13 protein-coding genes are annotated in these 12615 nt (G+C 42.8%); 6 read left to right on the top strand and 7 right to left on the bottom strand.

The genetic code is table 11. The annotated features are described in order from the left end of the window. Positions 1-13: 13 nt before the first annotated feature. From rfbD to cpxR, 4 genes are all read right to left on the bottom strand, one after another. Positions 14-904 (bottom strand): dTDP-4-dehydrorhamnose reductase, encoded by an 891-nt coding sequence (gene rfbD, locus AAC147_RS15645; protein WP_047682692.1) that lies wholly within the window; start codon positions 902-904, stop codon positions 14-16. Continuing rightward, positions 904-1992 (bottom strand): dTDP-glucose 4,6-dehydratase, encoded by a 1089-nt coding sequence (gene rfbB / locus AAC147_RS15640; protein ID WP_047682689.1) that lies wholly within the window; start codon positions 1990-1992, stop codon positions 904-906. The genes rfbD and rfbB overlap by 1 nt, the downstream gene beginning before the upstream one ends. A gap of 309 nt (positions 1993-2301) precedes the next feature. After that, positions 2302-3672, bottom strand: coding sequence for an envelope stress sensor histidine kinase CpxA (cpxA, locus tag AAC147_RS15635; RefSeq protein WP_047682686.1), 1371 nt, complete (start codon positions 3670-3672; stop codon positions 2302-2304). Beyond that, positions 3669-4361, bottom strand: a complete 693-nt coding sequence (gene cpxR / locus AAC147_RS15630; RefSeq protein ID WP_047682683.1) for an envelope stress response regulator transcription factor CpxR — start codon at positions 4359-4361, stop codon at positions 3669-3671. The genes cpxA and cpxR overlap by 4 nt, the downstream gene beginning before the upstream one ends. Before the next feature lie 153 nt (positions 4362-4514). Here cpxR and AAC147_RS15625 point away from each other — a divergent pair, with 153 nt between their 5' ends. The 5 genes from AAC147_RS15625 to AAC147_RS15605 all read left to right on the top strand — a co-directional run bounded on the left by AAC147_RS15625 (position 4515) and on the right by AAC147_RS15605 (position 9591). Next, positions 4515-5000, top strand: coding sequence for a Spy/CpxP family protein refolding chaperone (locus AAC147_RS15625; RefSeq protein ID WP_047682681.1), 486 nt, complete (start codon positions 4515-4517; stop codon positions 4998-5000). A gap of 361 nt (positions 5001-5361) precedes the next feature. Further along, the gene (locus AAC147_RS15620) at positions 5362-6003 is read left to right on the top strand and encodes a lysophospholipid acyltransferase family protein (RefSeq protein WP_047682679.1); all 642 of its coding nucleotides are present in this window, start codon (positions 5362-5364) and stop codon (positions 6001-6003) included. Next, complete coding sequence (locus AAC147_RS15615; RefSeq protein ID WP_047682677.1) at positions 6000-6944, top strand: phosphatidate cytidylyltransferase; 945 nt, start codon at positions 6000-6002, stop codon at positions 6942-6944. Before AAC147_RS15620 ends, AAC147_RS15615 begins: the two co-directional genes overlap by 4 nt. Positions 6945-7363: 419 nt before the next feature. Further along, complete coding sequence (gene pfkA, locus AAC147_RS15610; RefSeq protein WP_047682675.1) at positions 7364-8341, top strand: 6-phosphofructokinase; 978 nt, start codon at positions 7364-7366, stop codon at positions 8339-8341. 266 nt (positions 8342-8607) lie between these two features. Further along, entirely contained in the window at positions 8608-9591 is a 984-nt protein-coding gene (locus AAC147_RS15605; RefSeq protein ID WP_047682672.1) for a sulfate ABC transporter substrate-binding protein, read from the top strand. Positions 9592-9675: 84 nt separating this feature from the next. Here AAC147_RS15605 and tpiA read toward each other — a convergent pair whose 3' ends face one another. Beyond that, the gene (tpiA, locus tag AAC147_RS15600; RefSeq protein ID WP_047682669.1) at positions 9676-10443 is read right to left on the bottom strand and encodes a triose-phosphate isomerase; all 768 of its coding nucleotides are present in this window, start codon (positions 10441-10443) and stop codon (positions 9676-9678) included. 132 nt (positions 10444-10575) lie between these two features. Next, positions 10576-11196 (bottom strand): DUF1454 family protein, encoded by a 621-nt coding sequence (locus AAC147_RS15595; RefSeq protein ID WP_047682667.1) that lies wholly within the window; start codon positions 11194-11196, stop codon positions 10576-10578. 79 nt (positions 11197-11275) lie between these two features. On the opposite strand from AAC147_RS15595, the gene AAC147_RS15590 reads away from it, so the two are divergent. Further along, positions 11276-11722, top strand: a complete 447-nt coding sequence (locus AAC147_RS15590) for a DUF805 domain-containing protein (protein WP_047682665.1) — start codon at positions 11276-11278, stop codon at positions 11720-11722. 123 nt (positions 11723-11845) lie between these two features. On the opposite strand, the gene fpr is transcribed toward AAC147_RS15590, so the two are convergent. After that, positions 11846-12592, bottom strand: a complete 747-nt coding sequence (gene fpr / locus AAC147_RS15585) for a ferredoxin--NADP(+) reductase (RefSeq protein ID WP_047682662.1) — start codon at positions 12590-12592, stop codon at positions 11846-11848. Positions 12593-12615: the final 23 nt, after the last annotated feature.

Raw genomic sequence — 12615 nt, 5'->3', positions numbered from 1 at the left:
GCAGTGCTTTAACTTATTGTCCCAGAATTTCGGTTAGCATGCGATCTACTCCTATCTTCCAATCAGGAAGTATTAGATCAAAAGATTGCTGAAATTTGTCGGTATTGAGTCGAGAATTATGTGGACGTTGTGCTGGGGTAGGGAATGCGGAAGCTGGTATTGGCTTAATTTCTTTGATAGCTAGTTCAGCACCAGTCTTTTGCGCCTGTTCAAATATGTATTGAGCATATTTAAACCAGGTGGTCTCACCTGACGCAATTAAATGATAGAGTCCAGCTAATTCTGGCTTCTGCTGTGTTACTCGGATCGCATGGGCTGTGCAATCAGCTAGTAACTCAGCCCCTGTTGGTGCTCCGAATTGGTCATTGATGATAGAGAGAGTTTCTCGTTCTTTGCCTAGTTTTAGCATTGTTTTAGCAAAGTTAGCTCCACGAGCTGCATAAACCCAACTGGTGCGGAAGATAAGATGTTTTTTACAATGAGTTTGTACTGCAATTTCACCGGCTAGCTTAGTCTCTCCATAAACATTGAGGGGAGCAGGAATATCATTTTCATGCCAAGGTTTCTCTCCACTACCATTAAATACATAGTCAGTGGAGTAATGTACTAACCAAGTTCCTAGTTTTTGAGCTTCTTTGGCAATAGCCTCTACACTGCGAAAATTTAACAGTTCGGCTAGTTCTCGCTCTGATTCTGCCTTATCCACTGCCGTATGTGCAGCTGCGTTTACGATTACATCAGGCTTCAGTAACTGGACAGCTTTTGCAACGCCCTCTGGATTGCTGAAATCACCGCAGTAATCATTCGAAGTGAAGTCAAGTGCTGTAACCTTTCCCAAAGGTGCCAATGCACGTTGCAACTCCCATCCTACCTGTCCATTTTTACCAAATAGTAGTATATGCATTATTGGTTTTCTCCATAATGCTGGTTAACCCAAGACTGGTAAGCACCACTTTTCACGTTTTGGACCCAAGCCTGATTATCTAAATACCAATGGATGGTTTTACTGATACCTTCTTCAAAGGTTTCTTGTGGCAGCCAACCTAAATCATCATTAATTTTACTGGCATCAATAGCATAACGACGATCATGACCGGGGCGATCGGCTACGTAAGTAATTTGCTCCTGATAGGAACCTTGAGATTTTGGCTTAAGTTGATCAAGGAGTTTACAAATGGTTTGTACTACCTCAAGGTTTTTCTTTTCGTTATGGCCGCCAATATTGTAGGTTTCACCAACTTTTCCCATAGTAACTACTTTGTAGAGAGCTTTGGCGTGGTCTTCAACATACAACCAGTCTCGAATTTGGTCACCTTTACCATAGATAGGCAATGGTTTTCCTTCTAATGCATTCAGGATAACGAGGGGAATTAACTTTTCTGGAAAATGGTAAGGTCCATAATTGTTGGAGCAGTTGGTAACTATTGTTGGTAACCCATAAGTTCTGTGCCACGCTCTAACTAAATGATCGCTGGAGGCTTTCGACGCTGAGTATGGGCTACTTGGAGCGTAGGCTGTATTTTCAGTAAATAAAGGAAGGGAAGAATGTTCTGGAAATTCGTCTGGGTGAGGTAAATCACCATATACTTCATCTGTTGAAATATGGTGAAAAATAAATTTATTTTTTTTGCTTTCGGGTAATTTTTGCCAGTAATTTCGAGTGGCTTCCAGAAGAGTGTAAGTACCAATAATGTTGGTTTCAATAAAATCACTAGGGCCACTGATTGATCGATCAACATGGCTTTCCGCAGCTAAATGCATAATAGCATCGGGCTGATGTTGCTCTAATATTTTATCTAATTTGTTTCGATCGCAAATATCTGCTTTTTCAAATGAATAACGCGGACTATGGTCAATTTCTTTGAGTGATTCTAAATTACCTGCATAAGTAAGTTTATCAACATTAACAACATTATCATTAGTATTGTTAATAATATGTCGAATTAAGGCAGAACCAATAAAACCTGCCCCACCAGTTACTAGAATTTTCATTTTTAAGTTTTTCAGCTGATTTTAGGATCGATGCAGAATTTGGAAAGGAATGTTTATAAAAGAGATATTTTATGCTTGATTAAAGCTACCGCACTAGGTTACGGCTCCCAGAGTGCTCATCATTAATCATAGATTAGTTATCTAGTTGATATAAAAATATTTTTTACAAATGTAAAGAACTATATGAGTAATTTTCATTAATCCGCGACGAGAGTAGACTCTCAATGCCTCAAGGTCAAGCATAATAGTCTTTTTTTTTAAATTATTACATACTGTTATTAACTAAATTTCGGTCAGGGCGCCATCTACCTACCGCCCATGCAACGGTAACCAAATCACCAACCGTAGCCCCCCTAAAGGGCTATCTTCTGCTTTAACCCAACCTCGATGCTGTTCTACCGCAGTTTGTACTATCGCTAACCCCAATCCAGTTCCGCCTGATTCTCTATCCCTCGCTTCGTCTGTCCGGTAAAACGGGCGGAAGATATGTTCACGGTCTTCAGGGTTGACCCCAGGGCCATCATCATCAACTGTAATCGTCACGCCATGATTATCAGCTTTAAATGCAACAGCGATATGGCTGCTGGAATAGCGAAGGGCGTTGCGGACGATGTTTTCTAGCGCACTGCCAAGTACTGCCGGGTTGCAGTAAATAGTCCATGAACCAGGGGGAGAAACGATATCCAGCATTTTGTTCATCTGTTCGACTTCAAATTTGGCATTCTCCAATATGTCATTCCATATCTCACTGGCTTTGACATTTTCACGCAGTAACTCGTTCTTATGTTGGTTGCGGGAAAGTATTAAAAGGTCATTAATCATGCCATCCAGACGCTGAGTTTCTGTTTCAATTCGCTCTAGTTCTTTGCTTTCTCCATGACGGCGGCGTAGCAATGCTGTTGCAAGTTGTAAACGGGTAAGGGGAGTGCGTAATTCGTGCGAAATATCGGATATCAGCCGTTGTTGGGCGGTTACCATTCTTTCTAATGCACTGATCATCTGGTTGAAACTGCTGCCAGCAGCCAGAAATTCTTGTGGGCCTGATTCCAGTTCGGGATGTTGTCTTAGGTTACCTTTTGCCACTTCATCTGCCGCGTTTTTTAACTTACGGGCAGGTTTTGCTAAACTCCATGCCAGCCATAGGAGTAGTGGTGCACTGATTAACATGGTTGCCGCAGGCAGCAGGAAAGGGCGATCAAACATCAAATTAATAAAATCTGATTGTGGGCTGCCTGCCGGCCGAAGCTGGTAGAGATGATAGTAATCTCCACCATCACGTATTGAAAATGGCCCAAGTATTTCTATGCGACCATATTTTTTCTTTTTAGGATGGTCTGTATTGTCAGATTGGCCGAGGAAATTGCGAACAACCTGCATAAAATTTTTCTCATGACCAACGACACGCCCTTCAGTAGTAGCAAGATATAAGAATTGATCTGGTGGTGCCCATTGGGCAATGGCGCGATCTAGCCTGAGCCACCAGAATAGATCATTGGGTGGATAACGAGTTAATTCTTCTCCAATATGTTTGGCTATCTGGTTGCCTTGCTGATATTCACTGTCTAATAGTGGGGTTAATTGCCTTGAATCCAGTTTGGGCACCATTAGCGCGACCATCAAAACGAGCGCCAGCGTTAGCCAGAAAATGGCAAATATGCGGGCTGTTAGGCTATTGATCATTTCGCTGAAACCATTAAATATCCGCGTCCACGTAACGTTTTAAACCAAGGTAATTCATCAGTCCGGTTGGGTAATTTACGACGAAGGTTAGAAATATGCATGTCTATGGCTCTGTCAAAAGGTGTGAGTCGTTTTCCTAATACTTCTTGACTTAAATGTTCACGGGAAACAACTTGCCCCAAATGTTGAGCCAATAAGTAGAGAAGTGTGAATTCTGTTCCAGTTAAATCCAGAATATTGCCATCAAAGCTAGCTTCCTGGCGTCCAGGGTTGAGTTGCAGTTTATCGACTTCGAGCACAGGTGTACCGTTGTCAGCTTGTTGTTCGTTCCAGTTGGAACGACGTAAAATCGCACGTATACGGGCTACCAGTTCACGATCGTTAAAAGGCTTAGGTAAGTAATCATCTGCCCCCAGTTCTAACCCCAGAACGCGGTCTAAATCGCTTCCTCGAGCCGTTAACATAATAACGGGAGTTTGGTGGTATTGACGTAGCTCCTTCAATGTCTCGATGCCGTTTTTACGTGGCATCATGATATCCAGTAGTAATAGGTCAATTGAAGAATCGATAAATTGTAATGCCTGCTCACCATCATGGGCGATCACTACACTGAATCCTTCCATTTCTAGTAATTCTTTTAACAAAGATGTTAGTTCGCGGTCATCATCAACTAATAATATCTTATGCATTCATTCTTCCTCCAAGAGCAAAATACGATAACAAATTTTGCTATTCCATGACTTTACGTACTTTTACATGCTCTGACGCTAGTTTGCAGCCATAAGGCTATATTACCCGCACTGAATCGAATAGTACTATTCGATAAAGCGAGGGATTATTAAATGCGTAAAATAGCAACATTAGCTTTAGCGTCAATGTCTGTGTTTGGAACAGCAATGGCCCTAGCTGAAATTGCTGATGCGTATAATGTCTCCGAGGCTGATTCCTCACTGTTTTGTCTGCCATACGATAAGGGTGATTCTGGTTATTACCAACGTAACTATAACTATAGTTGTGTCTTTGGGGGAATTACATTAACTGAACAGCAACGACAGCAGATGTGGGATTTGGTGAAAAAACGGCATCTGCATGAGCAAGTAAGAGCGGATATACAGGCAGAACGTTGGAAGATGTATGATCTTCTGACTGCAAAGAATTTTGATGAAGCTGCGGTAAGATCGCAGCTTGAAAAAGTAGTAAAGCAGAATATTGATCTCAGTGTAGAAATAGCGCGTATTCGTCATCAGATGTATCAATTGCTGACATCGGAGCAAGGACAACAGCTCCGAAAGTGTTATAAAGCGCGAATTATTCGGGAATTGAACTGATTCTGTTATACCTATATGACGTGAAGTAACATCAATAACAATTTTCCTTGCCATAGACACCATCCCTGTCTTTCAGCCCCCTTGAGGGGCTTTTTTTTGTCTTCATATAGGGTATATCATAAGTTGTTTTCCTACTGATAATTTATGAGAAATAGCTTGCGGGTTACTGGATTTAATTGAATTTATTAGCTGTTTACACATCATGTATAGGCTATCTGAAGCCTTGTCATATCTGAATAGGCCATAGGCCTGTTGTTATCTCAAACAATCTTGATTATCTTACCTTCTTGCAAGCCCTTAATTAAACAAATCTTATCACTGTTACTCTATATAAAAATAAATAGGGATAGGGATACCCTGTATGAAAAAAACTCATAAAATTAGCTTCCTGTCAAAATGTATGGGGGCGATGTTATCGGGCCTATGTCGTATCTTGACTGGTGTGCGGGTGCGATGGATAGGTTGTCAGCCTTCGACCAAAAGTCGTATTTATTATGCTAATCACACCAGCCACCTTGATGGATTAGTGATTTGGTCTGGGCTCCCTTCTGCGTTGCGTCATCTGGTTCATCCCGTTGCGGCCCGTGATTATTGGGATAAAACCCGTCTACGTCGTTATCTGATGCATAAGATATTTTGTGCGGTTTTAATCGAGCGCCAAGGCGAGAATACTCACAAAGAAGAAGTTCTTGCGCCGTTGACGGGGATTCTGGAGCGAAAAGAATCTTTAATTTTCTTTCCAGAAGGGACTCGCGGAGATGGTGAACAAATCAATCCATTCAAGAGTGGCCTGTATTATTTGGCTCGTAAGTATCCTGATGCTGAACTCATTCCGGTTTATCTGGAAAATTTAAATCGCGTTTTACCAAAGGGAAAGATATTGCTGGTGCCAATTATTTGTTCGGCCAGATTCGGTCAGCCATTGGATAAATTGACTGAGAATGAAAGTAAAGCCGCATTCTTGCAACGTGCCCAGGCTGCATTGGAGGAGTTAGTGCTATGATGGGAGTAGGCCATAATTTGATGCTGCTATTTGGCGGTATATTTGGTGCATTAATTATTGCTAGCGTGATTGGTGGGGTTTTATCATTTCGTTATGCGGGAGAAAAGCGTAATGCGAGTATCGATAACCTGAATGCCCGCATTCGGGGCTGGTGGATGATGTGCATCGTCTGTGTCCTGGCTGTGGTTGTTGGGCCTGTCGGGTCAGTTATATTATTTGCTGTTATGTCTTTTTTTGCCCTGCGCGAATTTATCACTTTAACGCCGACTCGCCGTGGTGACCATGAGGCTTTATTCTGGTGCTTCTTCTGCTTTATACCTGTGCAGTATGTTTTGGTGGGCATGCAGTGGTATGAGTTGTTTTCGATATTTATTCCTGTTTACGTATTTCTGTTTTTACCTGCCCGCATCGCTTTGGTTGGTGATACTACTCGTTTTCTGGAGCGCACCGCAAAAATTCAGTGGGGTATGTTGGTAACTGTATTTGCCCTTAGTCATGCGCCCGCTTTGTTGATGTTGGATATTCCTGGGTATGAAGGTCAAAATATTGAGTTATTGTTGTTCCTGATGATTGTGGTGCAGATGTCTGATGTTTGGCAGTATGTGTTCGGGAAATTATTTGGTAAACGTCCCATTGTGCCGAAATTAAGCCCCAAAAAAACGGTTGAAGGGTTTTTTGGCGGTATCTTGGCTTCGGTATTGCTAGGGATGTCACTGTATTGGGTGACACCCTTTTCTCCGTGGGAAGCCGGACTGATATCATTGGCTATTACACTGACGGGGTTTATCGGCGGGTTATGTATGTCTGCAATCAAGCGTGACAGCGGAGTGAAAGACTTTGGTGAAATTATTGAAGGTCACGGCGGCATGCTGGATAGAATCGATTCGCTTTGTTTCTCTGCCCCTATCTTTTTCCATCTAACACGCTATTTTTATACCTGAAATAGACCATCCTGAATAATCCTAAGGGCTTTCGCTGATAAACATAAATTTTAATTGATGGTTCAGTATTGCTGCATTGGCTGTGACAGTACTGGGCTGTGTATTGTTGATTGGAAACATTTTTGCGTAATCAGTGTTTCAGTGCCGATATTATTTATTTACCAAGATCCTTGCCTATTGTGCCAGTGGCACGTAAAAATTGTTGGGATTGATGGGAGAATTTATTCATAATCAAAAAATCGTCAAAAAGTAAACAAAATATTAATGCAGACTGAGTATTTTTCCGTATCATGGGCATTGTTGAATCAATTCAGCTAATGAAGTGACAATCAGGTTTGGCAAAATCTGCTGTAAATCTTCCTGTCAGGGAAGGCTGTCAGCAGATTGGCAAATATTACATCTATAAGTCAGAGGTCATCATGATCAACAAGATTAAAAGAATCGGAGTCTTAACGAGTGGCGGAGATGCGCCGGGTATGAACGCCGCTATTCGTGGAGTTGTTCGTGCCGCTTTAACCGAAGGGTTAGAAGTTTATGGTATTTATGATGGCTATCTGGGGTTGTATGAAAACAGGATGAAGAAGCTCGATCGCTTTAGCGTTTCCGATATGATTAATCGTGGCGGAACATTTTTAGGGTCAGCGCGTTTTCCTGAGTTCAGAGATGATAAGGTGCGGGAAATTGCTATTGAAAACATGCGCAAAAGTGAAATTGATGCGCTGGTGGTGATTGGTGGTGATGGCTCTTATCTGGGAGCGAAAAAGCTGACTGAGGCAGGTTTTCCATGTATCGGTTTGCCCGGTACGATCGACAATGATGTGGCGGGAACCGATTATACAATCGGTTATTTTACGGCACTGGAGACGGTTGTTGAAGCGATTGACCGTCTGCGTGATACTTCAACTTCCCACAAACGTATCTCTATTGTCGAGGTAATGGGACGTTATTGTGGTGATCTAACACTATCCGCCGCGATTGCCGGTGGATGTGAATTTATTGTCCTGCCTGAACGTGAAATTCCTTTTGATCGTGAAGAACTGTTAGCAGAAATTAAAGCGGGTATCCAGAAAGGTAAGCGTCATGCCATTGTCGCTATTACTGAACATGTTTGTGATGTAGATGAGTTGGCAAAATATATTGAAACAGAAACACGCCATGAAACTCGTGCAACGGTATTAGGCCATATTCAGCGTGGTGGTGCGCCGGTGGCTTATGACCGCATTCTGGCATCACGCATGGGGGCTTATTCTGTCCAGTTGCTACTGGAAGGTCATGGTGGCCGCTGCGTTGGTATCCAGAATGAGAAACTTATCCATCATGACATTATTGATGCGGTGCAAAATATGCAGCGTCTCTTTAAGAAAGACTGGTTGGAAACAGCGAAAAAACTCTACTGATTCCGGTTGTTCCTCTTCCCCTACTAATAAGTTCATTTTTCAGATACAGCCATATGATGTCTATATGGCTGTTCTTTTTTGTTTGTCATATTCCTGTTGTGAATAAGTGGAAATTTTAAATTATTTCTGCGTCAGAACGCTTTCTGTCAGTTTTTATGGAGAAAATCATAAATAATTTAGGAGAGCATTTTACGATGGTTATGCAATGGGGGATTACGCTATGGAAGATAATGAATTGGAGCACGACAAGGTATTCTGCTCTGATAATGTTATTGCTGGTCATGCTGACAGGAGGAAAGGTATGGGCGAAAGATGTGCAACTCTTGAATGTTTCTTATGATCCGACGCGTGAGTTATATCAGCAATATAATCAGGCATTCAGTCAATATTGGCAACAGAAAACCGGAGAACGGGTAACGATCCGGCAATCGCATGGTGGTTCAGGCAAGCAGGCAACTTCAGTGATCAATGGCCTTCAGGCAGATGTCGTGACATTGGCGTTGGCATATGACGTGGATGCGATTGCAGAACGTGGCAGTATTGCTAAAAACTGGCTCCAGCGTTTACCGGATAATTCCGCGCCTTACACATCAACGATTGTTTTTTTGGTGAGAAAGGGGAATCCCAAACAGATTAAAGATTGGTCAGATTTGATCCGTCCTGATGTTTCTGTTGTCACACCAAATCCCAAAACATCCGGTGGTGCACGTTGGAACTATCTGGCTGCCTGGGGATATAGTTTGGTGCACAACAACCAGGATCAAGCTAAGGCAAAAGCATTTGTGAAGGCGTTGTATAAAAATGTTGAAGTATTGGATTCTGGTGCTCGTGGGGCAACCAATACTTTTGTTGAACGCGGTATCGGTGATGTACTGATTGCATGGGAAAATGAAGCATTGCTGGCGATTAATGCTCTAGATAAGGAAGGTGAAGGAAAATTCGAAATTATCACTCCAAGCATTTCTATTCTGGCAGAACCAACGGTGGCTGTTGTCGATAAAGTGGTTGATAAACGAGGTACACGCGAATTGGCAACTGAATATCTGAAATACCTTTATTCACCGATTGGGCAGGAAATTGCTGCAAAAAATTATTATCGTCCCCGTGATAAAGCCATTGCAGAAAAGTACCGTGCTATTTTCCCTGAGTTGAAAGTATTTACAATTGATGAGGTATTTGGTGGCTGGAAAAAAGCACAGAAGGAACACTTTTCTACTGGTGGCATATTTGATGAGATTATTCGGCGTTAATAATGGCTAGAAGAAATAAGAATTAGAAAAATAACCGCGACCAGATAACTTGGTGGCGGTTATTTTGTAACTGTTTGAGGTGTCTTAGGCTTTTTTCGCTTCCGCAGCCGCTTTCACGATAACAGCAAAGGCATCAGCTTTCAGTGATGCACCACCAACCAGAGCACCGTCGATATCTGGTTGGGTAAACAATTCAGCCGCATTGCCGGCGTTAACAGAGCCGCCGTATTGGATGATAACTTGCTCAGCAATGGCTGCATCTTGTTTAGCGATGTGGTCACGAATGAATTTATGGACAGCCTGGGCTTGCGCTGGTGTTGCTGATTTGCCGGTGCCGATTGCCCAAACGGGCTCGTAAGCAATGATTGCACCTTCGAAGGCCTCTGCGCCCAATGTGTTAAGAACAGCATCGATTTGGCGTGCACATACTGTTTCTGTCTGGCCCGCTTCGTTTTCTTGTTCGGTTTCACCAATGCACAGAACCGGAATAAGGCCTTGTTCTTTCAGGACAGCAAATTTTTTTGCTATGAATTCATCGCTTTCTTTGTGGTAAGTGCGGCGTTCAGAGTGGCCGATGATAATATATCTTGCGCCCACATCTTTCAGCATTTCTGCGGATGTTTCGCCTGTGAATGCACCAGAAAGGTTAACGCCAACATCTTGTGCACCCAGAGCGATACGGCTGCCGGCCAGTGCACTTTTTGCCAGAGAAACATACACAGTTGGTGGTGCGATAGCGACGTCACAGCCATCAATGTTGCTCAATTCTTTACGCAGGCCTGTGATCAGGTCGTTAACCATGTGGGTACTGCCATTGAGTTTCCAGTTACCCATAACTAATGGATGTCGCATATTTTTCCCTCCAACCAGAAAATAATTAAATTGCGAACTGAATTAATATTCTTCAATGAATGGCTTCATGTCATTTAAGTGGAAGGCCGACAGTATAAAGATCATCGGCCAGAATAGCTCTGCGCTATGTCACTAATTTTCATTTACTGGTACGTCAGATAGCGATAGCTTAATCGGTTCAATAGCGAAGGTCATTATATTTTCGCTGCTGTTTACGATGATATAGCGTATTGCCCCCATTTTTCGGCTGTAAAATGACTGCTTTTCTGCCGTCTTGAGGAGTTTCTCCGTTTTCTCTTTAATTTGTTCTGGGGAAAGTGTTGGTTCAAATTGGCCGATCAAGGCAACGATATACTGTTTGGTCAGCAAAAGGTTCTGTTCTTTTTCCTGCTCATTTTGGGATGGCAATAAAGTAATTTGCAGGCTTTTAATTTTCTCGCTACCTCTCTCCAGCACGGCTGAAGAGTAGATTTTTTCGTTGATTTTACTGGCGGCGCGGATAAAAGGCAGTGAGATATCTTTGCTCGTAATGACTTTATATTCATGCAGAAGAGTTTCAGGGTGTTTTTTGTTGTATTTTTCCCGGAATGTCGGGATGGTATCTTCAAAAGCCGGGGAATCTGGCAAGAGATACATGAGTTGCGGGTGTATACCTGATGTGACAGAAGGCTCACCCGCAGCAGTTGAGAATGGTAAACCGATGCTAAAAGCGATTAATATTGTCACCAGAAGTTTATTTATGTCTGTTTTCATGTTGTTACTCGCCGAGTGTCAAGCGCGGAAATAAAGTGTAAATAGCAGAAAAACAGCATCCACAATTGGAAAAGAGTACATGACATTACAACAATGGGGATTCTCATTCAAAGGTCGCATCGGGCGACGGGAATTTTGGGTCGGAATCGGTATCTGTTTCGCTCTGATTTTTATACTCCTGACTCTGCATGGAATGAATGTTCTCCCCATGAATTATGCAGCGGTAAGTACGGCCTTGATATTGTATCCGACAACAGCAATTTTTTCGAAACGCTTGCATGACCGTAATAAACGTGGTGGCTGGACGTTGCTGCTGGCATTGGCCTGGGTGTTGCTTTCCCTTAATTGGAGCGCAATGGCACCGATATGGCAATGGGGTATTGGTCGTTTTATTCCGACATTGATTTTTGTCATGATTATGCTGGATTGCGGTGTATTTCGTGGAACAGAAGGGCCAAACCGTTTTGGCAAATCGGCAGAAAGGGTTGATCACATTTCTGCTGACAATCCGGTACAAAAACGTTGATTAACTGTATATACCGAATAGATTTATCTACCCAACAGATTTCAAGATACCGCCAATAAAGCGGTGTCTTGAAAGATGAAGATCTTTGAAGAGGTGATAAGAAGTAAAAGTTATGGTTGATCGTTACCAGTATTGTTCGCTGGTAACATGGCCCGGTTTACGGCGCAGGTGTTTTTCCATGCCGCGTTGCTCTTTCAGTAGTTGCCGGGTATCTCTGACCATCTGAGGGTTTCCGCACAGCATCACGTGGCTGTTTTCTGCCTGCATAGGTAAACCGACGGCTGCTTCCATTTCACCATTTTCAATGAGTGCCGGGATCCGCCCCATCAATGAATACTGGCATTTTTCCCGACTGACGATAGTTTGGATCCGCAGTTTTCCCTGAAAAGATTTCTCTAATTGCTGCATGAGTGGTAAATAACTTAAGTCCTGCTCCAGCCTGACGGCATGCACCAGAATGATATTTTCAAATCGTTCCAGATCACTCCCTTGCTGAAGAATAGAAAGGTAAGGCCCGATGGCTGTCCCGGTCGAGAGCATCCACAGGTTTTGGCAGTCAGGAATTTCATCAAGGATAAAAAAACCTGCCGCTTGTTCTGTGACCAGCAATTCATCACCTTTCTGCAAGGCAGCAAGTCGTGGACTGAGCTTTCCTTCCGGCACAGTGACTAAATAAAACTCAAGGTTATCGTTATTGGGAGAATTGACGTAAGAATAAGCTCGTTGGATGCGCTCTCCTTCAACTTCGAGAGCAAGTTTTGCAAATTGTCCAGCAGTGAATTTTTCTATTGGTGCACATAGCTTGATACTGAATAGTGAGTCTGTCCAATTGATTATCTCTGTGACTTTTCCTGTAACCCAGTTTGCCATTGCATTTAGCCTCTCTACACGAT

Source organism: Xenorhabdus sp. NBAII XenSa04, from assembly GCF_963866145.1.
GTDB classification, from domain to species: domain Bacteria; phylum Pseudomonadota; class Gammaproteobacteria; order Enterobacterales; family Enterobacteriaceae; genus Xenorhabdus; species Xenorhabdus indica.
The sequence above is the reverse complement of the archived record's forward strand: the minus strand, read 5'-3'. Positions and strand labels throughout refer to the sequence as shown.